The organism is Mesorhizobium xinjiangense (assembly GCF_009749525.1).
Lineage (GTDB): Bacteria > Pseudomonadota > Alphaproteobacteria > Rhizobiales > Rhizobiaceae > Mangrovimarina > Mangrovimarina xinjiangensis.
In genome coordinates, this window is the sequence record NZ_WOAC01000001.1 from 295937 (window position 1) to 321084 (window position 25148).

The 25148-nt window shown below is 64.7% G+C and carries 26 protein-coding genes; 7 read left to right on the top strand and 19 right to left on the bottom strand.

The window, feature by feature from the left end; genetic code table 11:
• Nucleotides 1-3 precede the first annotated feature (3 nt).
• Nucleotides 4-1131: an efflux RND transporter periplasmic adaptor subunit gene (locus GM909_RS01450; RefSeq protein ID WP_157014402.1), complete on the bottom strand. Its 1128-nt coding sequence runs from the start codon at nucleotides 1129-1131 to the stop codon at nucleotides 4-6.
• Here GM909_RS01450 and GM909_RS25685 point away from each other — a divergent pair.
• The 4 genes from GM909_RS25685 (at nucleotide 1042) to GM909_RS01465 (ending at nucleotide 3957) form a co-directional block, all read left to right on the top strand.
• A complete protein-coding gene (locus tag GM909_RS25685; RefSeq protein ID WP_198174093.1) occupies nucleotides 1042-1428 on the top strand; it encodes a hypothetical protein in 387 nt (128 codons plus the stop codon). The two genes, GM909_RS01450 and GM909_RS25685, sit on opposite strands and share 90 nt — an antisense overlap.
• Nucleotides 1429-1482: 54 nt before the next feature.
• On the top strand, nucleotides 1483-2253 hold the full coding sequence (locus GM909_RS01455) for an amino acid ABC transporter substrate-binding protein (protein ID WP_157014403.1): 771 nt from the start codon (nucleotides 1483-1485) through the stop codon (nucleotides 2251-2253).
• A gap of 253 nt (nucleotides 2254-2506) precedes the next feature.
• Nucleotides 2507-3187 (top strand): amino acid ABC transporter permease, encoded by a 681-nt coding sequence (locus GM909_RS01460; protein ID WP_157014404.1) that lies wholly within the window; start codon nucleotides 2507-2509, stop codon nucleotides 3185-3187.
• Nucleotides 3184-3957, top strand: a complete 774-nt coding sequence (locus GM909_RS01465) for an amino acid ABC transporter ATP-binding protein (RefSeq protein ID WP_157014405.1) — start codon at nucleotides 3184-3186, stop codon at nucleotides 3955-3957. The genes GM909_RS01460 and GM909_RS01465 overlap by 4 nt, the downstream gene beginning before the upstream one ends.
• Before the next feature lie 22 nt (nucleotides 3958-3979).
• On the opposite strand, the gene GM909_RS01470 is transcribed toward GM909_RS01465, so the two are convergent.
• The 4 genes from GM909_RS01470 to GM909_RS01485 are packed head-to-tail and all read right to left on the bottom strand — an operon-like array spanning nucleotide 3980 to nucleotide 7762.
• Entirely contained in the window at nucleotides 3980-4759 is a 780-nt protein-coding gene (locus GM909_RS01470) for an IclR family transcriptional regulator (protein WP_157014406.1), read from the bottom strand.
• A 50-nt stretch (nucleotides 4760-4809) separates the two neighbouring features.
• Nucleotides 4810-6132, bottom strand: a complete 1323-nt coding sequence (locus GM909_RS01475) for a TRAP transporter large permease (RefSeq protein ID WP_157014407.1) — start codon at nucleotides 6130-6132, stop codon at nucleotides 4810-4812.
• Between the two features lie 20 nt (nucleotides 6133-6152).
• Nucleotides 6153-6677, bottom strand: coding sequence for a TRAP transporter small permease (locus GM909_RS01480; protein WP_157014408.1), 525 nt, complete (start codon nucleotides 6675-6677; stop codon nucleotides 6153-6155).
• A 17-nt stretch (nucleotides 6678-6694) separates the two neighbouring features.
• Entirely contained in the window at nucleotides 6695-7762 is a 1068-nt protein-coding gene (locus tag GM909_RS01485; protein ID WP_157014409.1) for a TRAP transporter substrate-binding protein, read from the bottom strand.
• Between the two features lie 175 nt (nucleotides 7763-7937).
• On the opposite strand from GM909_RS01485, the gene GM909_RS01490 reads away from it, so the two are divergent.
• The gene (locus GM909_RS01490) at nucleotides 7938-9662 is read left to right on the top strand and encodes a thiamine pyrophosphate-requiring protein (protein WP_157014410.1); all 1725 of its coding nucleotides are present in this window, start codon (nucleotides 7938-7940) and stop codon (nucleotides 9660-9662) included.
• Nucleotides 9663-9710: 48 nt separating this feature from the next.
• Nucleotides 9711-10244: a 2,4'-dihydroxyacetophenone dioxygenase family protein gene (locus tag GM909_RS01495; RefSeq protein WP_157014411.1), complete on the top strand. Its 534-nt coding sequence runs from the start codon at nucleotides 9711-9713 to the stop codon at nucleotides 10242-10244.
• 173 nt (nucleotides 10245-10417) lie between these two features.
• Here GM909_RS01495 and GM909_RS01500 read toward each other — a convergent pair whose 3' ends face one another.
• The 7 genes from GM909_RS01500 to GM909_RS01530 all read right to left on the bottom strand — a co-directional run bounded on the left by GM909_RS01500 (nucleotide 10418) and on the right by GM909_RS01530 (nucleotide 17500).
• Nucleotides 10418-11173 carry an SDR family NAD(P)-dependent oxidoreductase gene (locus GM909_RS01500; RefSeq protein ID WP_157014412.1) on the bottom strand — a complete coding sequence of 252 codons (756 nt, stop codon included), beginning with the start codon at nucleotides 11171-11173 and terminating at the stop codon, nucleotides 10418-10420.
• 130 nt (nucleotides 11174-11303) lie between these two features.
• Nucleotides 11304-12755 (bottom strand): aldehyde dehydrogenase, encoded by a 1452-nt coding sequence (locus GM909_RS01505; RefSeq protein ID WP_157014413.1) that lies wholly within the window; start codon nucleotides 12753-12755, stop codon nucleotides 11304-11306.
• Between the two features lie 39 nt (nucleotides 12756-12794).
• Nucleotides 12795-13505 (bottom strand): ABC transporter ATP-binding protein, encoded by a 711-nt coding sequence (locus tag GM909_RS01510; RefSeq protein WP_157014414.1) that lies wholly within the window; start codon nucleotides 13503-13505, stop codon nucleotides 12795-12797.
• Nucleotides 13498-14226 carry an ABC transporter ATP-binding protein gene (locus GM909_RS01515; RefSeq protein WP_157014415.1) on the bottom strand — a complete coding sequence of 243 codons (729 nt, stop codon included), beginning with the start codon at nucleotides 14224-14226 and terminating at the stop codon, nucleotides 13498-13500. The genes GM909_RS01510 and GM909_RS01515 overlap by 8 nt, the downstream gene beginning before the upstream one ends.
• The gene (locus GM909_RS01520; protein ID WP_157014416.1) at nucleotides 14223-15197 is read right to left on the bottom strand and encodes a branched-chain amino acid ABC transporter permease; all 975 of its coding nucleotides are present in this window, start codon (nucleotides 15195-15197) and stop codon (nucleotides 14223-14225) included. The genes GM909_RS01515 and GM909_RS01520 overlap by 4 nt, the downstream gene beginning before the upstream one ends.
• Nucleotides 15194-16006, bottom strand: a complete 813-nt coding sequence (locus tag GM909_RS01525) for a branched-chain amino acid ABC transporter permease (protein WP_235911586.1) — start codon at nucleotides 16004-16006, stop codon at nucleotides 15194-15196. The genes GM909_RS01520 and GM909_RS01525 overlap by 4 nt, the downstream gene beginning before the upstream one ends.
• A 264-nt stretch (nucleotides 16007-16270) precedes the next feature.
• Nucleotides 16271-17500 carry an amino acid ABC transporter substrate-binding protein gene (locus tag GM909_RS01530; protein ID WP_157014418.1) on the bottom strand — a complete coding sequence of 410 codons (1230 nt, stop codon included), beginning with the start codon at nucleotides 17498-17500 and terminating at the stop codon, nucleotides 16271-16273.
• A 216-nt stretch (nucleotides 17501-17716) separates the two neighbouring features.
• Between GM909_RS01530 and GM909_RS01535 the strand changes: the two genes are divergently transcribed.
• Nucleotides 17717-18622 carry a helix-turn-helix domain-containing protein gene (locus GM909_RS01535; RefSeq protein ID WP_198174079.1) on the top strand — a complete coding sequence of 302 codons (906 nt, stop codon included), beginning with the start codon at nucleotides 17717-17719 and terminating at the stop codon, nucleotides 18620-18622.
• 33 nt (nucleotides 18623-18655) lie between these two features.
• On the opposite strand, the gene GM909_RS01540 is transcribed toward GM909_RS01535, so the two are convergent.
• From GM909_RS01540 to GM909_RS01570, 7 genes are all read right to left on the bottom strand, one after another.
• Nucleotides 18656-19546 (bottom strand): shikimate dehydrogenase family protein, encoded by an 891-nt coding sequence (locus tag GM909_RS01540; protein ID WP_235911563.1) that lies wholly within the window; start codon nucleotides 19544-19546, stop codon nucleotides 18656-18658.
• The gene (locus tag GM909_RS01545; RefSeq protein ID WP_157014420.1) at nucleotides 19543-20838 is read right to left on the bottom strand and encodes a TRAP transporter large permease; all 1296 of its coding nucleotides are present in this window, start codon (nucleotides 20836-20838) and stop codon (nucleotides 19543-19545) included. The genes GM909_RS01540 and GM909_RS01545 overlap by 4 nt, the downstream gene beginning before the upstream one ends.
• The gene (locus GM909_RS01550; RefSeq protein WP_157014421.1) at nucleotides 20835-21332 is read right to left on the bottom strand and encodes a TRAP transporter small permease; all 498 of its coding nucleotides are present in this window, start codon (nucleotides 21330-21332) and stop codon (nucleotides 20835-20837) included. Before GM909_RS01550 ends, GM909_RS01545 begins: the two co-directional genes overlap by 4 nt.
• Nucleotides 21333-21344: 12 nt before the next feature.
• The gene (locus GM909_RS01555) at nucleotides 21345-22352 is read right to left on the bottom strand and encodes a sialic acid TRAP transporter substrate-binding protein SiaP (protein WP_157014422.1); all 1008 of its coding nucleotides are present in this window, start codon (nucleotides 22350-22352) and stop codon (nucleotides 21345-21347) included.
• A gap of 138 nt (nucleotides 22353-22490) precedes the next feature.
• Nucleotides 22491-23117, bottom strand: coding sequence for a nucleoside triphosphate hydrolase (locus tag GM909_RS01560; RefSeq protein WP_157014423.1), 627 nt, complete (start codon nucleotides 23115-23117; stop codon nucleotides 22491-22493).
• 18 nt (nucleotides 23118-23135) lie between these two features.
• Nucleotides 23136-23822 (bottom strand): D-lyxose/D-mannose family sugar isomerase, encoded by a 687-nt coding sequence (locus GM909_RS01565; RefSeq protein ID WP_157014424.1) that lies wholly within the window; start codon nucleotides 23820-23822, stop codon nucleotides 23136-23138.
• 198 nt (nucleotides 23823-24020) lie between these two features.
• On the bottom strand, nucleotides 24021-25052 hold the full coding sequence (locus GM909_RS01570) for a TRAP transporter substrate-binding protein (RefSeq protein WP_157014425.1): 1032 nt from the start codon (nucleotides 25050-25052) through the stop codon (nucleotides 24021-24023).
• Between the last annotated feature and the right edge of the window lie 96 nt (nucleotides 25053-25148).

Below are 25148 nucleotides of genomic sequence, written 5' to 3' on the forward strand. Positions count from 1 at the left end.
GTACTAGCTGCCCTTTGCCTCGGAAGCATCCACCTTGATGCCCGGACGCACCTTTCCGACCCCGTCGGTGATGACCTTCTCGCCCTCCTTCAGACCGCCGGCGATGACGGCCTGGCCCTTGGTCGTGCGCGAGACATCCACGCGCCGCTGCTCGACGGTCGAATCGTCCTTGACCACCATGACGAAGGCGCCAAGCTGGTCGCGTTGTATGGCCTGCTGGGGAATGGCCAGAACATCCTCCGGTTCGGACTGCTCAAGCATCACCCGCACCAGGGCATCATGGAGCAGCTCGCCATTGGAATTGTCGAACTGGGCGCGCACCGTGACCGTATCGGTGCCCCGTGCAACCGTCGAGGAGACGAAATTGATGGTGCCTTTGGATGGGTATTCTGTTCCGTCGGGCAGTGTGATCGTCACATCCGCCCCACCCTTCAATTCGCCCTTGGCCTGGCGTTCCCGATACTGCAGGTAGAGCGCGGTGGCGACCGGGAACTCGACATTGATCGGTTCGAGACGCGTCAACGTCGTCAGCGCCCCGCTGTCGGGACCGACAAGGGCGCCGACATCAGGGGCCGACAGGCCCACCAAGCCGTCGAACGGCGCCAGAATGCTGGTGTAGGAGAGGTTGAGTTCGGCGGCGTCCTTTGCTCCGTGAAGCTGCTTGAGATTGCCTTCGGCCTTGCCGAGTTCGGCTTGCGCGGTGTCGAATTGCGCCTGCGAGACGGCCTGTCGGGCCACGAGATTGCGCATACGGTCGCGTTCAAGCTCGGCCAGCTTGCGGGCTGCCTCCGCGGCCTCGATCTGACCTTCGATCTCCTGTACCGCGGCGCGGTAGGAACCGTCCTCGACTTCGTAGAGTACCGTGCCTTCGGCAACCTTTGCGCCTTCGGTGAAATTGATCGCTTCCAGAAAGCCCGAAACCCGCGCCCGAATATCGACCTTCTGGATCGCCACGACGCGTCCGGTGAAATCCGCGGTTTCGCGCAAATCCATGGTCTGAGCCGGCGCGACGACGACCGCCGGTGCTGGCGCCTGCTGGCCATGAGCCAACCCGCCGAGGAGCAGCAACCCAACAAGTATTCCGACAATTCGGGCAAGGATCGTGGTCTGGGCAAGGCGAACGGTCGACATGGACAACCTCCTGAAAAGAACTGCGATCCTTACCTGACCACCACCACGGGAAGAGTAAATGCGCGGCTGCGAATTAGAAAGGCAAAAAATGTCCGCGCTCCACTCAATTGCGGCCTGGTGCTCCCGCACCGGATCAAACAATTCCACGAGCGTGGAATGGAGTTTTACCTTGTCCGCGGCGACGAAAGTTACTGCGCAATTTCGTTCTATTGCACGGCCAATTCCGAGAATGAACTTGCAATGCTGGTCAATCGGACCGGTTTTGGCGATCTTGTGTCCGGCGGGCCCGCTGCCTAGCTTAGCCGGCCCGCGGCCAAGACCGCTGCAATCAAGGAAGAATGGACGCCCCCCATGACCTGGCACAAGATTCTGATCATCCTGGCCGCACAGGCGCTGGCCCTGCTGCCCGCCCATGCCGGCGGCAATCTCAATCAGATCGAGCAATCCGGCGCGTTCCGGATCGGCACCGAAGGAACCTATCCGCCGTTCACCTATCACGACGGCGCGGGCAAGCTGGTCGGCTTCGACGTCGAAATCGGCCGGGCGATCGCCGAAAGGCTCGGTGTCGAGGCCGAGTTCCACGAAGGCAAATGGGACGGGCTGATCGCCGGTCTCGACGCCAACCGCTACGACGCGGTGATCAATCAGGTCGGCATCACCGAGGCGCGCCAGCGCAAGTATGATTTCTCCGAGCCCTACATCGCCTCCAAGGCGGTGCTGATCGTGCGCCGCGACGACGACAGCATTCAAGGTTTCGCCGACCTTGCTGGCAAGCGTTCAGCACAGTCGCTGACCAGCAATTTCGGCAAGCTGGCCGAAGATTCCGGCGCCACACTCGTGGCCACGGACGGTTTCGACCAGTCGATCCAGCTCGTCCTCAACAAGCGCGCCGACGCAACCATCAACGACAGCCTGTCCTTCTACGACTTTCTCAAGCGCAAGCCTGACGCTCCCGTGCGCATTGCCGCGGCACAGGACGACGCCGAGCATTCCGGCGTCATCATCCGCAAGGGCGAGCCGGAGCTGCTCGCCGCCATCAACAAGGCGCTCGCGGAGATCAAGGCGGACGGAACCTATCAGGCCATCGCAGACAAATATTTCGGCCACGACGTGTCGAATTGATTTGACTGTCGACACCCGGACGATGCCATCCGCGAGGGGAACTCAAATTTGACATTTGGCCCGGCACCGACACCAATCGGAGGCCAGATGTCGAATTGGCCCCTCCGGGTGGATTTTCCGGAGGGTTCGAGGCAGGAACGCGGTCGCTGCCTGTCGGCCGCCTTGTCGACGGACTGGACCGTCACCGCGGAGACACGGCGTCTCCGCCTTTCACTTTCAGGGCGAACGCCGCCTTTTTGCGGGAGACAATGCCGTGCCGTACTGGCTGCAACTGATGCTCGAATCGCTCGGCCCGCTCTTGCTCGCCGGGCTGAAATTCACCGTGCCGCTGACGCTGTCGTCCTTCGCGCTCGGGCTTTTCGTCGGTCTGGTGGCGGCGCTTGTCAGAATGTTCGCGCCCAGGCCGCTGTCGGCCATCGTGCGCTTCTATGTCTGGATCTTCCGCGGGACGCCGCTGCTCGTCCAGCTCTTCCTCATCTTCTACGGCCTGCCCAGCGTCGGCATCGTGCTCGACGCCTTCACCGCCGCGCTCATCGGTTTCACGCTCAATGTCGGCGCCTACTCCTCCGAGATCATCCGCGCCGCGATCTCTTCGGTGCCCAAGGGGCAGTGGGAGGCTTCGTTCTCGATCGGCATGAGCTGGCTGCAGACGATGTGGCGGTCCATCCTGCCGCAGGCCGGGCGCGTGGCTGTGCCGCCGCTGTCGAACACCTTCATCTCGCTGGTCAAGGACACATCGCTCGCCGCCGCCATCACCGTGCCGGAGCTCTTCCAGGCCGCGCAGCGCATCGTCGCCACGACCTACGAACCACTCATCCTCTATATCGAGGCGGCGGCCATCTATCTGGCCATGAGCTCGGTCCTTTCGGCGCTGCAGGCGCGCCTCGAGCTTCGCCTCGGGCGCTATGGCGGCTACATGGAGGCGCGCGCATGATCGAGCTGTCCGACATCGAAAAGCGCTTCGGCGACAATGTCGTCCTGCACGACATCTCGCTGCAATTCGCCGATAACAGCGTCACCGCCCTTGTCGGTCCCTCGGGCGGCGGCAAGAGCACACTCCTGCGCTGCATCAACCTGTTGGAGATACCGACGGCCGGCCGCCTGCGCATCGACGAGATGGAAATGGGTTTCGGTCCCGGGATCCGGGTCGACCGCCAGGCGGTCCAACGGCTCAGGCGCAAGACGGGCATGGTGTTCCAGAACTTCCAGCTTTTCCCGCACCGCACGGCAATCGAGAATGTGATGGAGGGGCTGGTGACGGTGCTCAAATGGTCGCGCGAAGATGCGCGCCGACGTGCCACCGAGCTGCTCGAGAAGGTGGGCCTGGCCAACAAGGCCGATGCCTGGCCGGCAACGCTTTCGGGCGGTCAGCAGCAGCGCGTGGCGATCGCCCGTGCGCTGGCGCCTTCGCCCAAGGTCCTGCTATGCGACGAGCCGACCTCGGCGCTCGACCCGGAACTGGCCGGCGAAGTGGTCGACGTCATCTCCCAACTTGCCCGCGAGGGCACGACGATGGTGATCGCCACGCATGATCTGCGCCTTGCCTCCAGCACGGCGCAGGAAGCGGTGTTTCTGGAAAACGGCGCCATTGTCGAGCGCGGCCCCGCGCGTACGCTGTTTTCCAAGCCACAGCGCGAGCGCACCAAGCGCTTCATCGTGTCACTCACCCAGCAACCGGTCGAAAGCGGGGGCAGCGGGATATAGGGAACAACGCCGGTCCAGAAGCTCAGCCGTGGACGCCGTCCGTTTCGCCGCCATAGAGGCTGGCCTCGATCGCCCGTGCCGCTTCGCGCAGTTTCAGCAATGCATCGTCGATCACCGCATCGGTGAGCCTGGTCGAAGGGCCGAAGACCGACAAGCCGGCAATCATGCGCCCGGCGCGGGTTCTGACCGGCACTGCGATCGCCCTGATGCCTTCCTCGCGCTCGCCATCGTTGACGGCATAGCCCTGTTCCCGGATCTGCGCGATCTCGTGGTCGAATGCCTGTCGATCGATGATGGTCCTGTCGGTGAAGCGTTCGCGCGCGACCGTCTCCAGATAGCGCTCACGCTCGTGATCCGGCATATGGGCCAGCCAGGTCTTGCCATGCGCAGTGCAATAGGCTTCGAGCTGCGTGCCGATGCGGATGTCGACCGACAGCGAGCGCTGCGACGTGGCCCTGGCGATACAGACCACCATGTCGGAACGGAAGACCGTGGCCATCGACGCTTCCTTGATCTCGGCGGTGACCGCATTGAGATAGGGTTGAACGAGCCTGGCAAGCGCATCGTTCTGCAGCACGCGGTCGCCGAGATCGGCAAACACGTAGCCCAGCCGATAGACGCCCTTCGACGATGCAACGAGCGCCCCCACATGCTCGAGTGTCTTCAGGAAGCGATGCGCGGTGACGAAGTTCAATCCCAATTCGTTTGCGACATCGGACGCGGTCAGCTCCGGACGCTGATCGGAAAACAGCTTCAGCACCTGAAAGGCCTTGACCACGGACGCGTTTATCTGCGGCGCCACTTTCGCCTCCTTTGCTGACGCCCGGGTGTCGCACCCATGGTCGCGCCAATCTAATCCAGTATGGCCGGCAATATGAGCACGATCGAGGGAAAGGCGATCAGGAGCGCCACGCGCACCAGCTCGACGGAAAAGAACGGCAGGGCACCCTTGAAGGTTTCCTTCATTGGCACGTCGCGCGCCATGGCGTTGATGACGAACACGTTCATGCCGACCGGTGGCGTGATCAGGCCGAGTTCCACGACGACCAGCGCCAATATGCCGAACCAGATCTTGGTTTCCTCCGGTCCCATGCCGAAGTCGAGTTCGGATATCACCGGCCAGAAGAACGGGATGGCCAGGAGGATCATCGACAGGCTGTCCATCAGGCAGCCGAGAATGATCAGGGCGGCCAGGAGCAGGATGAGGATGACGTGCGGCGACAGCCCGCTCGTCGCCATCATGCTGGCGGCCGCCTGCGGGACGCCGCCGCGCGACATGAAGATCTCGAGCATCTCCGCACCCAGCATGATGAGATAGATCATGCCCGAGGTCTTGGCCGTGCTGAGCAGCGCGTCGCGCAGTTCCGCCAGGCCAATCAGCCGTATGCCGATGCCGTAGACGAGCACCAGGAAAACGCCGATAGCAGCGGCGGGCGTGGGATTGAAGAAGCCGAAATAGATGCCGCCTATAACGAGGCCGAAGATGACGGCGACCGGCAGCACGCCGAACGTGGCGGCAACGAACTCCTTGCGCGTGACCGGATCGGCCTCGGGGCCCGAGCCCGGAAAGACGCGGACGTAGATCGCGATGGTGGCGATGAAGAAGAGGACCGCCATGATGCCGGGGATGAAGGCGGCGGCGAACATCTTGACGATGTTGGCCTCGACGATCACCGAATAGACGACCAGCACCACCGAGGGCGGGATGAGGATGCCCAAAACGCCGGCGGCGGCCAGCGTGCCGGTGGCGAGCGCCGGCGAATAGCGGTAGCGGCGCAGTTCGGGCAGGGCGACCTGGCCCATCGTCGACGCCGTGGCGAGCGAGGAGCCGCACACCGCGCCGAAACCGGCGCAGGCGGCGACCGCCGACATCGCCACGCCGCCGCGGAAGCGGCCGAGCCAGGCATTGGCGGCGCGAAACAGGCTTTGCGACAGGTTGGCCTTGGTCGCCAGATGCCCCATCAGCACGAAGAGCGGCACCACCGACAGGTCGTAGTTGGAGAAGACCCCATAAGCGAGCGTCTTCATCTGCGACAAGAGCACCAGCGGGCCCGACAGAAACAATGTGCCGCCGGCGCCGACGATGATCATCGCATAGGCGATCGGCATCCGGATCGCGATGAGCGCGATCAGCAAGCCGAGCCCGGTGAGGCCCATAACCAGTTCATTCGTCATGTTCGGGTCCGCTTATGCGCTCAAAGATCGGTCGGCTCTGCGTGGGGAGCCTCGCTCCGGAAGGCTTCGATGAATGTGATGACGGTCGCGACGATCAGCAGCGCGATCGACACCAGAATGGGCAGATAGGCGACCCAGATGGGAAATTGATAGATCGCCGTCGTTTCCTCGTAGAGACGGAAATCGAGGAAGCCTTCATACATCTGCACCAGCAGGAAAACCGCGAATGCCATGGCTACAGCCGAAGCGAGCGCCGACAGCACCGTCAACAGGCGCGGGCCTGCGCCGGCCGTAAAAATGTCGGCCGTGACATTGGCCCCCGTGAGCTGGCAATAGGGCAGGAAGGCGAAGATGGCCACGGCGACACCGACCTCGACGATCTCGAAGTCGCCGGGAAAGGGCCGGCCCGCAAGGATGAGGCCGGCCAGGCTCAGAGCGTTGACCGCGACGACGCCGAGCAGCAGCGCCCCGCCGGCGAGCGCCCAATATTCGATCAGGCGCCGCGCCAGCATTTCCAGTCGGACCGCAATCAATTTGCCCGGCATCGCCGCTCGCTCTCCGGTCAGTTCGTCGCCGAATGCTTGGCGATCGCGGCGCGCGCCGCCTCGACCAGAGCCTGACCGTCGATGCCCTTGGCCGAAACCTCCTCGATCCAGCGATCGACCACCGGCTCGAGCGTCGTTTGGAAGGCCTCGGTCTCTTCGGGCGTCAAGGTGATGTGCTCGTTGCCCGCCTCGACGGCCAGCTTGATGCCGCCATTGTCGATCTCGCGCCAGATCTCGCCCACCTCGCGCACCCAGTCCTCACCCGAATTGTCGAGGAAGATCTGCTGGATGTCTTCCGGCAGGCTGTCCCACTTGGCCTGGTTCATCGAGACCTGGAAGGTGGTGGTGCCGAAGCGCGTCATGTCGGCACCCTCGATCTGGTAGTCGGTCAGGTCCTGCAGCTTCAGCGCCGGGATGATCTCCCAGGGAATGAAGGCCCCGTCGACGACCTTGCGCGAGAGCGCCTGCGGCAGGTCCGGCACCGGCATGGAAACCGGGCTCGCGCCCAGCGCCTCGACCACCCAGGCGCCGGTGCGCGTGGGGATGCGCATCTGCTTGCCTTCGAGGTCGGCCGGCTTCCTGACCGGCGTGTCGACCATGTGGATGGCCTGGCCGGCATGGACGTGATTGAACAGCACCTTCACCCCGTCATATTCCTCGGCGAGATAGTCGTCGAACATCTCGCGCATGGCCAGGTTCGTGGCCACCGGGTCGTTGGTGTGGATGAAAGGCAGCTCGAAGACTTCCGAGCGCGGGAACAGACCGGCCGTATAGCCGTTCACCGTCCAGATGATGTCGACGACACCGTCGCGCGCCTGGCGAATGAGTTCCGGCGGACGACCGCCGAGCGACATGGAGGGGAAGATCTCGATGTCGACGCGACCGTTCGACGCCTCCTCGATACGCTCTGCCCACGGCTCGAGCATCTGCGTCTGGGCCGGCGATTTGGGGCCGAGGAAATGATGCAGTTTGAGCTTGATCTGCTCCTGTGCGAATGCGGGGGCCGACAGGCCCACAATCAGCGCCGTGGCGCCAAGCAAAGCACGCGCGGCGCGCGGCAATGCGTTCACGAAATCGTGCTGCATTGGTTACCTCCCATGGAAATCCGGCCGGCCGATCGTATCCCCCCGCCGGAGCGGCCGCACCTGGCCGCAACGAAAAATGCACGGGTGAGATTGACGGCGGGCGATGCGGTTGTCAATCTATATTTGAATTTTTTATTTCAAATATAGCAATCAAACGGAAAGCTCCACGACCGCCATGCAAGACTCCCATGTCGAGAATCGACCCGCAACACTCACTGCCGGGGGCGCTCTTCTGGCGCGGCTGAAGGCGATCGGCGTCGATTACATCTTCGCCAATTCGGGAACCGATTTCCCGCCGGTGATCGAGGGGCTGGCGGAAGCGGAGGCCAAGAAGATCGCCCTGCCGACCGCGCTCGTCATGCCGCACGAGGGAGCCGCCATGGGCATGGCGCATGGCTACTATCTGGCGACCGGCCGGCCGCAGGCGGTCATGGCCCATACCAATGTGGGGCTGGCCAATTGTGCCATCGGCGCCATCAACGCGGCGACCGAGCATGTTCCGATGCTGCTGTTCTCCGGCCGCACGCCGACGGTCGAAAAAGGCCGGCTCGGCGCGCGCACCGTGCCGATCGGCTGGGGCCAGGAGATGCGCGACCAGACGGCGCTGGTGCGCGAAGCCTGCAAATGGGACTATGAACTGCGGTTTCCCGAACAGGTGACGGAGATCATCGACCGGGCGCATGCGATCACTGCCTCGGCACCACGCGGGCCGGTCTATGTGAGCCTGCCGCGCGAGGTTTTGTGCGAGCCCTGTCCGGCCGATCAGCTCGCCGATCCGCCGCTCATGCAGCCGGTCCAGCCGGGGATCCACACGGCGAGCCTGGAACAGGCGGCGCGCGTGCTGGCGCAGGCCGAACGGCCGGTCATCATCGCGCAGCGCGGAGCCGGCGACGAGGCCGGCTTTGCCGCGCTCCAGGGGCTCGCCGACGACTGGGGTATTCCGGTCTGCCAGTACTGGGCGGTGCGGCTCGCCCTGCCGCTCGACCATCCCATGGCCGCGGCCGCCGATCCGGCGCCGCTCGTCGAAAAGGCCGATGCGATCCTGGTGATCGATTCGCTGGCCCCGTGGTCGCCCGACATCCACACGCTGCAGTCCGGCTGCAAGGTCATCCATCTCGGCCAGGATCCACTCTACAGCCGCTTTCCGGTACGCAATTTCCGCTGCGACATCGCCCTTTCCTGCGACACGGGCGACGGGCTCGTCGCACTGGAAGGAGCGATGCGGCCGGCTCTTCAGGCGCACAAGGAGAGAAACGCAGCACGGCACAAGACAATCGCGCGAACCAATGCAGCCGCGCGCAAGGAAGCGATCGCACGCGCGGCAAGCGGCAATGGCAGCCCGATGACCAAGGAGTGGGTGAGCCTGTGCCTGTCCAACGCCATCGCCGGGCGCGGGGCCACTGTGTTTTCCGAGCTCGGCTGCCCGATGGCGCCGATGGCGCTCGACCATCCCAAGGCCTGGTATCAGGAACCCCATTCGGGCGGGCTCGGCTGGTCCTTTCCCGCCGCGCTCGGCATGCAGCTCGCCGATCGCGACCGGCTGATCGTCGCGACGATGGGCGACGGCTCCTACATGTTTTCCAATCCTGTCGCCTGCCACCAGATCGCCGAGGCGCTGGAGCTGCCGATCCTGCTCATCATCACCAACAATGCCGAATGGGGAGCGGTGCGCCACTCGGTGCTCGGCATCTATCCCGACGGCTATGCCGCGCGCACCAACATGATGCCGCTGACGCAGCTTTCGCCCGTTCCCGACTTCACCAAGGTGGCCGAGGCAAGCCGCGCCTTCGCCCGCACCGTGGTGGATGGCGCGGCACTGCCGGGCGCGATCGACGAGGCGATCCGCCACATCGAGACAAGGCGCACGCTGGCATTGCTCGACGTGCGCGTGCGCCCGTAGCCGACATTACAACAACCCACACCCAGCCGGACAGCGAGGAGGAGACAAATGCCCGAAGCCGCAAGAGACGAATTCTGGAAGGATCTGAAGCCGATCGAGAAGGTGTTTCAGCGCGACGCATTGCCGGAGGTCTACATGGCCAACGCGCCGACCAAGGACGAGCGTTATTACGTGCCGTTCACCGAGACGGTCTCTTCGCGGCCGCTGTGGATCTCGCCGACGCAGAACAAATGGTGCGACATCCTGATGGCCAAGAGCGCCGGACTGGTGAACCGGCACTACCACCCGCACGAGGTCTTCGCCTACACGATCTCCGGCAAATGGGGTTATCTCGAGCATGACTGGACGGCGACGGCGGGCGATTTCGTCTACGAGACGCCGGGCGAGGGGCACACGCTGGTCGCCTACGAGCACGAGGATCCCATGCGCGTCTTCTTCCAGGTCAAGGGACCGCTGATCTGGCTCGACAAGAAGGGCGAGCCCGACGGCTTTTTCGACGTCCACACCTATATCGAGATGTGCCGCAACCACTACGACAAGGTGGGCATCGGAGCCGACTTCGTGGACACGCTGTTCCGGTGACAAAGGACGGGTCTTTCTGCCCCCTCCACTGCCTTCGGCGGTTCCCCTCCCCCGTAAACGGGGGAGGATCAGGCGCCGGCACAGGATCCTCCCCTGCGAAGCGGGGGAGGGGGCAAATAGGATTGCCATGCCCGTTGATGCGACGTGGGCCCAAGGGCCGGGTCACGTGACACTCACGCGCTCATGCCGCCGTCGACCATCAGTGTCGTACCGGTCGTGAAGCTCGAATCGTCGCTGGCCAGATAGAGCACGGAGCGGGCGATCTCATCCGCACCGCCGTGCCGGCCGAGCGGTATGAGCTGATCGAAGAACGCGGCGCCGTCGACACCCATCTCGCGCCCCAACCCGTCTTCCACCGCGTGCTGAAAACCGTTGTCGACGGGCCCGGGATGGATCGTGTTGACGCGGATGCGCCGCGGCGCGAGTTCCTTGGCAAGACAGCGCATGAGGCCGACCTGCGCGTGCTTGGCGGTGATATAGGCGTAGACGCCGGCATCGCCGCGCGTGCCGGCGACACTGGAGGTGATGACGATGCTGCCGCCGTCGCGCATCTTCGGCACGGCATGCTTTGCCGCCAGGAAGGCGCCGCGCACATGCACCGCCTGAACGGCGTCGAACACGTCTTCCGGATAGTCGGCGATCGGGGCGACCGCGCCGAAATTGCCGGCATTGGAAAACAGGACGTCGATGGGCCCGAACCGCGCCACCGCCCGCTCGACATAGTGTTGCACGTCATTTGCCGACGAAACGTCTGCCGCGACCGTCTCGACGTGCTCTGACGGCAAGCCGGCCGCCGCCGCCTTGAGCGCATCCTCGTCGCGGTCGACGAGGACGACGTTGGCGCCCTCGTCAAGGAACAGCCGCGCCGTTGCGACCCCCAGGCTCCCGGCGCCGCCGGTGGCGATGCAGTTCTTGTCCTTGAGCTTCATGTCGTGTCCCGCCCGTCAAATACAGATGCCGGCCGGCGCATTTTCGCTAACCGGCCGGCAGGGCCCCCGCCCAACTAGCGCGCGTTCGCTTCAAACGGAAACGTTTGAAGCAAAGATATGCGCGCCAGATCTAGAATGGATAATGCAGCGGACCGTCCTGCACCGTGATCCAGCGCAGCTCGGTGAATTCGGCAATGCCGGCCTTGCCGCCGAAGCGGCCGTAGCCGGACTCCTTGACGCCGCCGAAGGGCATCTGCGCCTCGTCATGCACGGTCGGGCCGTTGATATGGCAGATGCCCGATTCGATGCGGCGGGCGACCGCCATGGCGCGGTTGACGTCCTTGCCGAACACAGCGGAGGAGAGGCCGTATTCGGTGTCGTTGGCCACGCGCACGGCCTCGTCGATGCCGTTCACGCGCACCATGGTGACCACCGGGCCGAAACTCTCCTCGCCATAGATGCGCATCGCCGGCGTCACATGGTCGAGCAGGGTCGCCTCCATCACCGTGCCGTCGACGCCGCCCCCGGCGGCCAGCACCGCGCCCTTGGAGACCGCATCCTTGACCAGTTCCTGGATGCGCTTGGCGGCATTCTCGTCGACCACCGAGCCGAGCGGCGTATCACCCTTGCGCGGATCGCCGGCTTTCAACGAGCGGGCCTTCTTGGCCAGCGCCGCGACAAAGGCGTCGGCGATCTTCTCGTCGACGACGATGCGCTCGGTCGACATGCAGATCTGGCCCTGGTTCATGTAGGCGCCGAAGGCCGCCGCATCGACCGCGGCTTCGAGATCGGCATCGTCGAGCACGACGAAGGGCGCCTTGCCGCCGAGTTCCAGCAGCGCCGGCTTGAGAAAGCGGCCCGCCGTCTCGGCTATGATGCGGCCGACCCGCGTCGAGCCGGTGAAGTTGATGCGGCGCACGGCGGGATGGGCGATCAGCGTCTCGACGATCTCGGGCGCATCATCGGGCGCGTTCGACAGGGCGTTCAGCACGCCGCGCGGCACGCCGCCCTCAAGCAGCGCATCGATGATGAGGCGATGCGTGCGCGGGCAGATCTCGGAGGTCTTCATGACCACCGTGTTGCCGCAGGCAAGTGGTGTCGCGATCGAGCGCACGCCGAGAATGATCGGCGCGTTCCACGGCGCGATCGACAGCACGACGCCGGCCGGCTGGCGCACCGCCATGGCCATGCTGCCCGGCCTGTTGGAGGGAATGATCTCGCCGGTGATCTGGGTCGTCAGCGACGCCGCCTCACGCAGCATGTCGGCCGACAGGCCGACATTGAACATCGCCCAGCCGGCCGTCGCGCCGGTCTCCTCGGCCATGGCGGCGACGAAATCGTCGGCCCTGGCCTGCAGCGCGTCGGCCGCGGCCAGCAGGATGCGGCGGCGCTCGCCCGGCGAGGTGACCGACCATTGCGGAAAGGCGCGGGCGGCCGCGTCGCAGGCAAGCCTGGCATCGTCGACGGTTGCGGCGGCGGCGCGGGTTGCGACCTCGCCGGTCATCGGGTTGAGGCGTTCGAACGTACCGCCATCGGAGGCGCCCTGGTCCTCGTCGCCGATCAGCAATCCCAACTGGTCCATGGTGGAGTTTCCTTTGCGTGGTTGTGGTGGTTTCGGGCTTCAGCCCATGCCGAGAAAGGCGCGCTGAACTGCAGGGTCATCGATAAGGGTCCCGGCCGCTCCTTCGCCGACGATGCGGCCGGCTTCCATCAGATAGCCGCGATCGGCGATCGACAGGCTGATCCGAACATTCTGCTCGACGATGATCAGGCCGACGCCGGCCTTGTGCACCTTTTCAAGCGCCTGGAAAAGCTCGACGACGACGACCGGCGCCAGCCCGAGGCTCGGTTCGTCGAGCAGCAGGCAATCCGGGTTCGACATCAACGCACGGCCGATCGCCACCATCTGCTGCTCGCCGCCCGACATGGTGGAGGCGATCTGCCGGCGTCGTTCGGCCAGGCGCGGAAAGAGCTCATAGACGAGATCGCGCCGTGCCGCCTCGTCATCGCGGGCGCGCCGCGCGAAGGCGCCGAGAAGCAGGTTCTCCTCGACCGTCAGGTCGCCGAATATGCCGCGCCCCTCGGGAACCAGGGCGATGCCCGCCTCCACGACCGAATGCGCCGGCAAGGTCAGGATCGATTGTCCGTCGAGCCGGATCCCGGTGCCGGGGTCGGGACGCACGAGGCCGGCAATCGCCTTGAGCAGGGAGGATTTGCCGGCGCCGTTGGCGCCCAGGATGACGACCGATTCGCCGGGCGCGGCGCGCACATCCACCGAATCGAGTGCCAGATGCTGGCCGTAATGCAAGGACAGGCCGCTGACCTCAAGCATGGCTTTCCCCCAGATAGGCGCGCACGACCTCGGGATCCTTCAGCACCTCCCCCGTCGCGCCGTCGGCGATCTTGCGCCCGGCATTCATGACCACGCAGCGCCCGCACAGCGCCCGGATCGCATCCATGACATGCTCGACCAGCACGATGGTCAGGCCATCCCTGCCGAGATCGGAGATCAGGTCGATGCCGACCTTGAGCTCCGTCGGGTTGAGACCGGCCAGCCATTCGTCGAGCAGCAGCAGCGACGGCGACGATGCCAGCGCCCGGGCCAGTTCGACCCGCTTCTGGTCGATATAGGTGAGGTCAGCGGCCATCTCGTTTTCGCGGCCGGCGAGGCCCACGCGCGCCAGAAAGCCGCGCGCTTCCCCGGCGGCGGCTGCGCCGTGGAGCGGCGCACGGCGGAAGGCGAGGGCAGCCGCGACATTCTCGCCCACCGTCATGGAGGGCAGGATGCGCACGAGCTGGAAGGTGCGCGCGACCCCGCAATGGGCGATCCGGTGTGCCGGCAGGCCGGAGATCCGGCGTCCGCCAAGGCTGATCGCGCCGCTGGAGGCCGGCAGGTAGCCGGAGATCATGTTGAGCACCGTCGTCTTGCCCGAACCGTTCGGACCCAAAAGGCCGACCGTCTCGCCGGCCTCGAGCGACAGCGAGACGCCATCGACCGCCGTCAGCCCGCCGAAGCGCTTGGTCAACCCGGAGATCTCGAGAAGCGCGCTCATCGGCCCGCCTCCAGCTCGCCCAGGCCGGCTTCATCCGGCTTGTTGCGGGCGCGTGAACTGCCGCGCCCCCAGGCCTTCTCGACGAAATCGAGCACACCCTTGGGCAAAACGAAGACGATGGCGATGAACAGGAGCCCCAGGATGATCGAATAGTGGTTCGGGAAATTGGCCGAGAGCCATTCGAACAGCAGGAAAAGCGGGACCGCGCCGAGCACCGGCCCCCACAACCGGTTGGCGCCGCCGAGCAAGGCCATGATCAGGGTCAGGAAGGAGACCGTCGGATTGAATACGATGCCGGGCTCGATATAGGTCCAGCGCGGCGCCTGGATCGCCCCGACAAGCGTCATGATGACGGCGCTCAGCGCAAACAAGGCGAGTTTGACCCGCGCAATATTGATGCCGCAATGCGACGCCACGACCTCGTCGTCGCCGATGATCCTGAGCGCCAGGCCGAGGCGCGAGCGGCCGATCCACCAGGACAGGCCGAGCGTCAGCGCAGCCAATGCCAGAAGCTGCCAGTATATTGTCTCGGGCCCGAAAGACATGAAGATGTAACGGCCGAGCGTGCCCGTCACATTGACCTCGTACCAGGTCACGAGCTGGCGCACGAGCTCGGCCAGGCCGAATGTGAAGATGACGAAATAGACACCGGCAAGGCGCAGGGTCGACAGGCCCACGACGAGGGCGACGGCAAGGCCGATGAGCGCGGCGACGGCGAGCACCAGAGGATAGGGCAGCGTCTCGCTCAGCACGGCCATCGTATAGGCGCCGATGCCGAAAAAGGCGACGGTCGCCAGGGACACGTAGCGTGTCGGCCCGGAAAACAACGCCCAGGCGCTGGCCAGCGTGACATAGCCAGACAGGCCGATCAGCAGCCCCACGCCATACGCCCCGAGAAAGAAGGGCGCGGCGGCGAGGATGGCGAGCGCGGCGAGCGCCGCAACAAGGCCGATTGCGGTGCGCGCGGTCATCGTCCGGCTCCGCCGAACAGGCCCTGCGGGCGCCACAGGAGAATGGCGAGGAAGATGGCGTAGGTGGCCGCCAGCGTCAGGCCGGGATCGATATAGCTCGCCACCCCCGTCTCGACGAGGCCCAGGATCAGACCGGCCGACAGCGCGCCGAGCAGATTGCCCACCCCGCCCATGATGACGACGATCAGGGCCTTCATGGTGAAGACGACCCCGGATGTGGCGGTGAAGGTCTGGTACATGGAAATGACGACACCGCCGGCCGCCGCCAGCGCGCCGCCAAGCGCGAAGGCGAAGCGCGCAGTGCGGTTGACGTCGATGCCGACCAGCGGCGCGTTCTGCGGCGCCACAGCGACGGCACGCAGCGCCGTGCCCCAGCGGGTGCGCGTCAAAAGGAGATAGAGCGTCAGGCCGATGGTAAGCGCGAGCACGAAGGCCAGAAGCCGGTTGGCCGCGACATTGGCGCCCAGGATCGTCACCGGAACGTTGAGGAACGAATAGCTCATATAGTTGCTGCCGAAGATCACCAGCATGACGCCCTGGATGACGAAAAGCAGACCGAAAGTGGCAAGGATGGAATCGATCTCCAGGTTGCCGCGGTCCTGCGAGCGGGCGACCAGCGGCCGCATCATAAGCCCGTAGACGATGTAGCCGAAGACGAAGCCGCCCGGCAGGACAAGAAGCATTCCGAGGAGCGGATTGACGCCCAGCGCGCCTTGCAGGAGGTACGCCGCGAAGGCGGCCGCGATGATGGTCTCGCCATAGGCGAGGTTCATGATGCGGGCGATGCCGTATTGCAGGGTCAACCCCATCGCGACGAGCGCGTAGGTGCCCCCCAGCACCAGCCCTGCAATCAAAACGTTGATGAGCGTCAAATTCGTCTCCGTCCCGGCCGCCGCTGCCTTGTCTGGCGCGGTGCGGCCGCCGATGAGTGTTTCAAGCCGGCATCGCCGCCTCCCGGCCTTCGTTCTCCGACCCCATCAGGGCGAAAAGCGTCGGCCGGGTGGCTGTGCGATGGCCCTGCCATCCGGCGCATCAGCACAAGGCCGTGCGCCGGATGGTGCCATTCTGCCGCATTACTGCTTCTGCCAGGGCTTTCTCGGCAAGACCGGCTTCGACGCACCGGGCCGGTCGGCCGGCGCAAGGCCGGCGAAGACGCCGTTCTGCCACTGGCCGACCCACCACAGCTTGCGCAACTGGTTGTCCTCCAGCTTCGTCTCGCCAAGGACGGTCTCGAAGGTGCCGCTCGCCAGTTCCTCGGCCACCCCCTCGCGGTCGAGCCCGACACGCTTGATCGCCTCCTGGAGCATCTGCAGGCTGGCATAGGTGATGACGCTGCCCCAGTAGTCCGGTCCCTGGCCTGTCAGATCCTCGTGCCGCTTGCGGTAGACCTGGTTCTGCTCGTTGTTCGGATCGATGCCGCCCAGGCTCATGATGCCTTCGGCATTTTCGCCGTTGTTCTTGCCGTAGACGGGAAAGCCGGTACCGACGCCCAGATAGAGCACTTTCGGATTGTAGTCGGCAATCTGCGCCTGCTGGGTCAGGGCGAACGTGTCGGGCGGATACGAGAAGGCGACGAATGTATCGGCGCCGGACGACGACGCCTCGTTGATCATCGGCGAATAGTCGGTCGTGCCGACCGGGTAGGTCTTGTCGTAGACGACCTCGATCCCGGCATCGGCGAAGGATTCGCGGGCAGCGGTGACGAGGTCGATGCCGAAGCCGTCGGCCACCGACACCATGGCCACCTTGTCGTTGATCGTTCCGGCCTCGATCTCGGTCTTCAGCACATCGGCCAGCGCGTCGGTGTAATCGGCGCCGCCGCCGAGAAACCAGAAGCTGCGCTTCCAGCGCTTGACGAATTCAGGCGCCTTGTCGGTCACCGAGGAAACGGCGAGCTGCGGATAGCCGTAGCGGTCGAAGAGCGGCGCGACGGCCAGATTGAAGCCGGTTCCCCAGGGCGGCAGGATGAAATCGACCTCGTCCTGGGTCGCCAGGCGCTCCACTGCGCGCACCACTTCCTCGGCCGAGGAGCGGTCGTCATATTCGATCACTTCGACCGGCAGCTTCGAGCCGTCGGGCAATTCCAGCCCGCCATTCTTCTTCACGTCGTCGAGCCAGAGCTGGTAGTTCGGGATCGTCGTGATGGCCGCCCCGCCGGCATTGGCGCCGGTTTTCGACACGGCATAGCCGATCTTGACCGAGTCCCGATCCTGAGCCCCGGCATGCGCCGCCGCGCCAAGCGTCAAGGCGCCCGCGATGAGACCTAGAGCCGACAGGCGTACCCTGCCGCCGAAAATTGTCATGAGATGATCCTCCCTATCTCCCGTCACCGACCGAAATGCGACCTCCCGCCTTTCCCGACCGGAAGCCGGCCCGTGACATCAGCAGAATACGGTCTTCTCCCGGGCGGCAAATGGACAATTTGAAGAAAGAATTGTACTTTTGATTGAGATTGATCGCGCGATACTGCGCGGCATCAACGCCGGATGCCTTCGATTGCAACAGCAGGAGCCGTCGCCTTGGATCATGCACCGTCCGTGTTGCCGCCCAATGCCGGCGCGCTCAGTCCGATCGACGTTCTTCCCGACACCGAAGCGGCGGGGGTCAACGCGTCGCTGACGCCCATTGCCTGGACGCTGCGCGGCAACCGCAATCGTGCCTTCGTGCTCATTTCGGGTGCCGGCGCCCTCGATTTCGGGGGTGCCGCCGTCCCCCTTGCCGCGCCCTGCATCCTGTGGCTGCCGGCCGGCAAGCCGGCGCGGCTTGTCCTTCAGGCGGGTGCGCGTGGCGCGTCGCTGGCCGTCTCGGAACTGTCGCTCGGACGCGCCGTGCCGGCCGGTCCCATCGGCATGCAGGTCAAGGACGCGCTGTTTCATCCCATCCTCGGCACCAAGCTGCCCACCGCCACGGCACATGATATTTGCCGCACCATCGAGGCCATCGGCGGCGAACTCGAGCGCGGCGCGGCCGGGTCCGAGGAAGCGGCGCGTCATCATCTGGTGCTTGTGCTCATCGCGCTCTGGCGCACCTCGAGCCCGCAGCCGGCCAACATGCAGCCGGCGCCGCGCGCCATCGTGCGCAATTTCCTGCACCTGGTCGAACTGCATGTGCGCGACCATTGGACCGTCGACGATTATGCGCGCCTTCTTTCCATATCGCGCGGCAGGCTGACCAGCGCCGTCAAGCGGGTGACGGGCAAGTCGCCGCTCACCCTGATCCATGGCCGATTGATCGGCGAGGCGGAGATCCTGCTCAACGGCTCCAGCCTGCAGGCGGCGGAAGTGGCCGAGGCGCTCGGCTTCAAGGATGCCGGCTATTTCAACCGCTTCTTCAAGCGCGAGACCGGCATGTCGCCCGGCCGCTTCCGCAGCGCGCTATCCCTGCGCAGATCCCCGCACCGGCCGTCCTTCGCCGACTGGCCGTAGAAGATGTTCCAGCAAATTGATCTGGCTCCGGATCTATTCGTTCTGATGATCAGGTGGCGTCGAAAGGGCGCTGCGCAAAACGCCGAGATCCGGCGGCAGGTGCCCGGTAAAGATGCGGAAAGCCTGGACCCCCTGGTGGAAGAAGAGCTCATAGCCGCTCAGGACCGCAATGCCGGCGGCTTCCGCCTGTTGCTTGAACAGCGTGTCAACCGGCGTGTAGACGGCGTCGAAGGCCCAGCTTTGACCGCCCAACGCCTCGATCGGCACCGGTGAACCGGGATGCCCCACCATGCCCACGGGCGTGCAATTGATGATTCCCTGCGCATCCGCCGCCGTCGCTGCGTCCGTCGTGGCAGTGGCCCGCATGCGGCCCTCGCTCACCTGCTGGACGACCGCCGCCAAGGCCTCTGCCTTGCCGGCGTCGCGGTCGACAATCGTCAGCCGCCCGGCGCCCAGCGTGACAAGGCCGAACGCCACCGCCCGGCCGACACCGCCGGCGCCGATCATGACGACGTCGCCCGGCGTCCGATCGCCGAACGCCTGGCGATAGGCCGCCACGAAGCCCGAATAATCCGTGTTGTGCCCGGCCGCCCGCCCGCTTCCGAAGACGACCGTGTTGACCGCGCCCATGGCCGCGATCAGCGAATCGGCGATCTCGACCATCTCGGCCGCCTGTTCCTTGTAGGGATAGGTGATGTTGACGCCGCGCAAGCCCTCCTTGCGGCAACGCTCGAACACCGCGTCAAACGGTTGGCTCATATCGCGCGGGATGAACAGGTCGTAGGTGACGTCGAGCCCGATCAGCCGGCCCGCCGAACGATGGAGTTCGGGCGAGCGCGAGCGCCTGATATTGTCGCCGATCAGTCCGAGGCGGATCGGCATATGCTGGATGCCGCCCGGTGCGGCGCGGTCGCGATCCATCATCCACGATACCCGAATTGTCTTGGCAGCCACAATACCAGATCAGGCAGCAGGATCATCGCCAGGAGCGCAACCAGCAGCACCAGCACGAACAGCCAGATCTCGCGGATGATGTCGCGCAATGAAATGCCGGTCGTGGCGTTGATGACGAACAGCAGGATGCCGTAGGGCGGCGTGACAAGACCGATCATGCAGTTGACGACCACGACGACGCCGAAATGGACCAGGTCGATGCCAAGCGCGCGGCAGGCGGGGATGAACAGCGGCACGATGACGAGAATGATCGTGGTGGCGTCCAGTAGGCAGCCGAGCAGCAGCAAAACGACATTGATGATCAGCAGGAAGGCGATCGGCGAGATGTCGAGCCCTTGCAGGGAGCCCGCCAAGAGGCCGGGAATGTTTTCGCTGGCGACGATATAGTTGAAGATGAGCGCGGCGCCGATGACCAGCCCGACGGCAGCCGAGGAGCGGGCGCTGTGCAGGAAGATCGAATACAGGTTCGACAGCGTCAGCGCACGATAGAAGAGCCCGGCGAGAATGAGCGCGTAGGCGGCGGCGACGGCGGCCGCTTCGGTCGGCGTGGTGGCACCGCCATAAATGCCGTAGAGAAGGATCACCGGCATCAAAAGGGCGGGAAAGGCCGTCATCGTGACGGCGGGCAATTCCCTGAGCGGCACCGGCTCGTCGACGGCGAAGCCGCGGCGGTGGGCGATCCAGGCGTTCATGGCCATGAGCACCGCGCCCATCATCAGACCGGGCACGATGCCGGCCAGGAACAAAAAGCCGATCGAGCTGTCGGAGACGAGCGCGTACATGACCATCGGAATCGAGGGCGGAATGATCGGCCCGATGGTCGCCGAGGCGGCGGTGATGGCGGCGGCATAGCCTGCGGGGTAGCGCCCGCCCTTGGTCATCATCTCGATGATGATCTTGCCGATGCCGGCGGCATCGGCGACGGCCGAGCCCGACATGCCGGAAAAAATCAGGCTGGCCACCACGTTGACATGCCCGAGCCCGCCCTTGAAACGCCCGACAAGGGCGACGCAAAAGCGCAGGAGCCGCTCGCTGATCGTGCCGGCATTCATGATGTTGGCGGCGACGATGAACAGCGGCACGGCGAGGATTATGAAGGAATCATAGAGCCCCTGGATGACCTGCTCGGCCGCCAGACCGAGATCCTGACCCTTGACGGCCAGAAACACCACGGCAGCCACGATCATCGAGTGGGCGATCGGCGTGCCGATGCCGGCCAGAACGAACAGGACCAGCAGGCACAGGAGAAAGGCGAGGCTCATGTCGGCTCCGCATCGTCATGCGACGGCGCCGGCGCGCCGCGGATCAGCCGCAACAATGTGAGGGCGTAGCGCACGATCATGGCGACGGCGAAGACGGCATAGACGCTGAACACGACGTCGAGCCTGATGCCGAGCGTGGCGCTCTTCTTGATCTTGTAGAAGGTGATGTAGTCGAGTGTCGCCGGCAGCGCGGCAAGGAACCCGGCGAGGATGGCGACCGCCGAAACGATGGCGAATACCCGGCGCAACCGATCGCGGGCTGCGAGATAGAACAGATCGAAAGTCACGTGGTCGCGCTCGTCGAGCGTGAAGGCCGACGCCCAGAAGACCAGCCACAGCCAGGTGGTCAGGCAGACTTCGAGCGTCCAGCCGAGCGGGTGATTGATCACGTAGCGGGTGAAGATCTGCAGGATGAACGCCACGAACATGGCCGCCAGCAATGCCACGGTGACATTGTCGGCCCGCCGGCGCAGCCATGTCAGAACGGCGCTCATCCTCGCTTACGGCTATTGGACGGCGTTGATCTTGTCGACCATGCCTTCCGGCCAGTCCTTGGCGAATTCGGATTCCAGATAGGCCCTCTGGACGTGGCTGCGGAATGACTCGATGTCGGGCTCGTAGACTTCGAGCCCCTCACCCTTGAAGAACTGGACCAGTTCCTCTTCCAGCGCCAGCTGCTTCTGGCGGCCCGATTCGGCGGCATCGTTTGCCGCTTTCTGGACGATTTCCTGCTGCTCCGGCGTCAGCGAATCCCAGACCTTCCTGGAAAAGGCCAGATAGTTCAAATCGACCAGATGGCTCGTCAGGACGATCTGCTTGGTCACCTCGTAGAACTTGGAATCCCTGTCGGTCGGCAGCGGGTTGTCCTGGCCGTCGATGGCCCCGGTCTGCAGGGCGGTGTAGACCTCGGTGAAGGCCATCGGCACGGGATTGGCGCCGAGCGCGGAACCGAGGAACTGCCAGGCGTCCGTTCCGGGCATTCTCAGCTTCACACCGGCGAGATCGTCCGGCGTCATCACCTTGTCCTCGGTGCGAAGGTTGAGCTGCCGGCGGCCGAGATACATCACCGCCAGGAGCTTGACGCCGAGTTCGTCCTCGACCTTCTTCTTCATCGGCTCCATGAAATCGGCCTCGAACACCTTCTTCTGGTGCTCGGCGTCGCGGTGCAGATAGCCGGCGGTGAAAATCGACCATTCGGGGAAGATCGTCGCCAGTTCCTGCGCCGAGGTGATCGACATCTCCAGATTGCCGCGGGCGATCGCCTCGAGCTCGGTTCCCTGCTTGAAGAGCGTCGCATTCCAGTGCGGCTCGAACGTCGCGAACTCTTCGACCGCCGGAGCAAAGACCTCCGTCAGCGCGACGGCGCGCTGGTCGGTCGGCGTCGCCGGCGAGGAAAGCCGCAAGACGACCTCCTGGGCGGACGATTCGACGATCGAGAAGCCGGTCGCGGTCGCTGCCAAAAGGCCGGCGAGACCAGCGCCGAGAACGCCTCGGCGTGACAGAATCCTGTTCATGTTTGTTCCTCCCTCAGTGCATCGGCCCGAAAACCGGAGCCGGTCTTCACAAGACACGATGTGCAGATTCAACCTTTTGTGTTTCGCAATTCCGGACAGAGTTACTGGTTCCACGCCTCCTGGCTCTTGGGGAAAGATCTACTCCGGCTGCGTCCACGCCAGATCCACGTCGGCCGGGCCGCGCGCGCCCAGGATGCGTTCGGCATTCGCCATATCGTTCGACCTGGCGCGCTCGCGCGCCTCCTCCGGCGAATGGCCGTGGTCGAGCCAGCGTTGCACGAGGCGGTCCTCCAGTTCCTTGCGGGGCACGTCGAGGAAGATGGAGAAGTCGAACAAGGGTGCGAGATCCGTCCAAGGCTCCTCCTTGAACAAGAGATAGTTGCCCTCCACGAGAACGAAGCGCGCGGCGCGCGGAACGATTGAGGCACCCGCCCGGGCCAGATCCGCCTCGCGGTCGAATTGCGGCACGGCGACGTCTTCACCGGCCTCGCGGATGCGGCGCAGCAGGGCTGCAAAGCCGGCGAAGTCGAAGGTTTCGGGCGCACCCTTGCGCGGGCGCAGGCCGCGTGCCTCCAGGACCGCATTGTCGAAATGGAAACCGTCCATCGGCACGAGCGCCGCCGAGCCTTCCGGCAGCAGCGGCAGCATGGTGTCGGCAAGCGCCGACTTGCCGGCGCCCGGCGGCCCGGCGATGGCGACGATGAAGCGCTGCCGGCCCGATGCCTTCTTGTAGATCGTCGCCACGAGGTGAGCGATTTCCGACATGCGGGCGTCTCCCTGCGGTTATTCGAGCCACGTCTCGTAGTCGGAGACGAGAAGGCGCACCGGCTCCTCGTCCTCCTCGATGGCCGAGAACCGATCGAGCGGCTCGGCGAAGATGTTGTCGGTCAGATCGTCGTTCACCGTCGAGACCTCGCCGATCAGCACATCCCGTTCCTCGGCCCAGAAGGCATGCCAGACCCCCGGCAGAAGCGTGACGCTTTCACCGGGTCCGAGACGCAGGATGCCGCCAGCATCAACCTGCCGCACGAGGCCGTCACATGCAATCGACACGGGCGCTTCGTGGTCGATCGATCCGTCCAACGCCCCGGCAAACAGCTTCAGCGCCAGCGTTCCGCCGCCGCGATTGATGATGTCCTCGGCCTTGACCACATGGCGGTGCATGGGCGAAAGCTGATCGCGCCGCGAGATCATGATCTTTTCGGCGTAGAGCATGCCGCGGCCGCTGGCGAGATCGGCCGCCTTTCCGTTGCGCGCGGTAAACAGGAACAGGCCCAGACGGTCGAAATCGCCCTTGCCGTAATCGGTGATATCCCAGCCCAGCCGCGCCTCCACGATGCCGGCGATCTCGGCGCGACGGGCCCGCATTTCGGCCGGCGCCCAGGATGCGAAAGGCGGCAGGACATAGCCGAAAGAGCCAATGAACTCGGCCGCCTCGACGATGACCCGGTTGACCTCGGAGCGCTTCAAGCCTGTCTTCCTCCACGCGATCGGCCCATCATTTCACAGAAATCGATGCACCAATCCATATCCGTGCGTCCCCGCGGACGGCCGATTTCTGACTGCACGGAACTATACGCAAATGAAGCATCGGGCCAAGGGCCAAAAATTAGCCGGCCGCTGCAAAGCGGCCGGCCGCAGCGGGCGCCAAATGCACCCGGTGTCGCGTTACATGCCTTGCGAATATTTGTCGACGAGGGCCCGGGCGTCCTCGACCAGCGCCTTGCCGTCCAGGCCCTTTGCCGTCATCTCTTCTTCCCAGGCCTCGATCAGCGGTGCGGCGGTATCCTTCCAGCGCTGAGTTTCGGCTTCGTCGAGCACGATGATGTTGTTGTCGAGCTTTTCGGCGATCGCCTTGCCGGCCGTGTCGCCCTCATCCATCACCCGACCGAACATTGCGGCCGTTTCGATACCGGAATTGGCATCGATCACCGCCTTCAGATCGTCCGGCAGGCTGTCATAGGAATCCTGGTTCATGGCGAAGACGAAGGTCTGCGTGTACAGTCCGTTGGCGCCGGAGAAGCCGGTATGGTTGTGGACCAGTTCGCTGACCTTCAGCGCCGGCGTCACTTCCCAGGGGATCGTCGTGGCGTCGATAACCCCCTTCGACAACGCTTCCGAAACCGCCGGAACCGGCATGCCGACCGGGGTCGCGCCAAGCTTTTCCAGCATCTGGTTGATCGTGCGCGAGCCGCCGCGGATCTTGAGGCCCTTCATGTCCTCGAGCGCGTTCACCGGGTCCTTGGAGTGGATGAGGCCGGGTCCATGGGCATGCCATGCAATGACCTTGACGCCGGCGAATTCCTCCATGCAATGCTTTTCGCAATATTCCTGAAAAGCCATCGACGTGGCTTCGCCGTTGGTCATGACGAAGGGCAGCTCGAACGCCTCGGTGGAAGGAAAGCGCCCTGGCGTGTAGCCGATGACCGCCCAGATCAGATCGACCACGCCATCCTTGGCCTGATCGAACAGTTCCGGCGGCTTGCCGCCGAGCGCCATGGCGTGAAACAGCTCGACCTTGATGCGGCCGTCCGATTCGGCCTCGACCTTCTCGGCCCACGGCGTCAGCGCCTTGGCCGGAATCGTCGCCTGCGGCGGCAGCATCTGGTGCAGACGCAATGTGACCTCCTGGGCAAGGCTGGAGACCGTCATGGCGCCCAGAGCCAGGCCGGCTGCGATCGTGCATTTGAGTAGATTCATTTTATAACCTCCCGTTCAATCGTATATTGTTATACTAGAGAACATTCACCGCGAAAAGATGAAGAAGCAGAATTGGCGTGGAATTGACGCGCGCCG

Coding starts and splice junctions, on each gene's coding strand:
- GM909_RS01545 (WP_157014420.1), bottom strand. CDS start 20,838: ATGAGCCTCGCCTTTCTCCTGTGCCTGCTGGTCCTGTTCGTTCTGGCC.
- GM909_RS01560 (WP_157014423.1), bottom strand. CDS start 23,117: ATGTCGGAAATCGCTCACCTCGTGGCGACGATCTACAAGAAGGCATCG.
- GM909_RS01450 (WP_157014402.1), bottom strand. CDS start 1,131: ATGTCGACCGTTCGCCTTGCCCAGACCACGATCCTTGCCCGAATTGTC.
- GM909_RS01555 (WP_157014422.1), bottom strand. CDS start 22,352: ATGAACAGGATTCTGTCACGCCGAGGCGTTCTCGGCGCTGGTCTCGCC.
- GM909_RS01480 (WP_157014408.1), bottom strand. CDS start 6,677: ATGCCGGGCAAATTGATTGCGGTCCGACTGGAAATGCTGGCGCGGCGC.
- GM909_RS01530 (WP_157014418.1), bottom strand. CDS start 17,500: ATGACAATTTTCGGCGGCAGGGTACGCCTGTCGGCTCTAGGTCTCATC.
- GM909_RS25685 (WP_198174093.1), top strand. CDS start 1,042: ATGAGCCAACCCGCCGAGGAGCAGCAACCCAACAAGTATTCCGACAAT.
- GM909_RS01465 (WP_157014405.1), top strand. CDS start 3,184: ATGATCGAGCTGTCCGACATCGAAAAGCGCTTCGGCGACAATGTCGTC.
- GM909_RS01520 (WP_157014416.1), bottom strand. CDS start 15,197: ATGACCGCGCGCACCGCAATCGGCCTTGTTGCGGCGCTCGCCGCGCTC.
- GM909_RS01525 (WP_235911586.1), bottom strand. CDS start 16,006: ATGGGGTTGACCCTGCAATACGGCATCGCCCGCATCATGAACCTCGCC.
- GM909_RS01485 (WP_157014409.1), bottom strand. CDS start 7,762: ATGCAGCACGATTTCGTGAACGCATTGCCGCGCGCCGCGCGTGCTTTG.
- GM909_RS01455 (WP_157014403.1), top strand. CDS start 1,483: ATGACCTGGCACAAGATTCTGATCATCCTGGCCGCACAGGCGCTGGCC.
- GM909_RS01495 (WP_157014411.1), top strand. CDS start 9,711: ATGCCCGAAGCCGCAAGAGACGAATTCTGGAAGGATCTGAAGCCGATC.
- GM909_RS01570 (WP_157014425.1), bottom strand. CDS start 25,052: ATGAATCTACTCAAATGCACGATCGCAGCCGGCCTGGCTCTGGGCGCC.
- GM909_RS01500 (WP_157014412.1), bottom strand. CDS start 11,173: ATGAAGCTCAAGGACAAGAACTGCATCGCCACCGGCGGCGCCGGGAGC.
- GM909_RS01550 (WP_157014421.1), bottom strand. CDS start 21,332: ATGAGCGCCGTTCTGACATGGCTGCGCCGGCGGGCCGACAATGTCACC.
- GM909_RS01490 (WP_157014410.1), top strand. CDS start 7,938: ATGCAAGACTCCCATGTCGAGAATCGACCCGCAACACTCACTGCCGGG.
- GM909_RS01510 (WP_157014414.1), bottom strand. CDS start 13,505: ATGCTTGAGGTCAGCGGCCTGTCCTTGCATTACGGCCAGCATCTGGCA.
- GM909_RS01515 (WP_157014415.1), bottom strand. CDS start 14,226: ATGAGCGCGCTTCTCGAGATCTCCGGGTTGACCAAGCGCTTCGGCGGG.
- GM909_RS01505 (WP_157014413.1), bottom strand. CDS start 12,755: ATGGACCAGTTGGGATTGCTGATCGGCGACGAGGACCAGGGCGCCTCC.
- GM909_RS01475 (WP_157014407.1), bottom strand. CDS start 6,132: ATGACGAATGAACTGGTTATGGGCCTCACCGGGCTCGGCTTGCTGATC.
- GM909_RS01540 (WP_235911563.1), bottom strand. CDS start 19,546: ATGATGGATCGCGACCGCGCCGCACCGGGCGGCATCCAGCATATGCCG.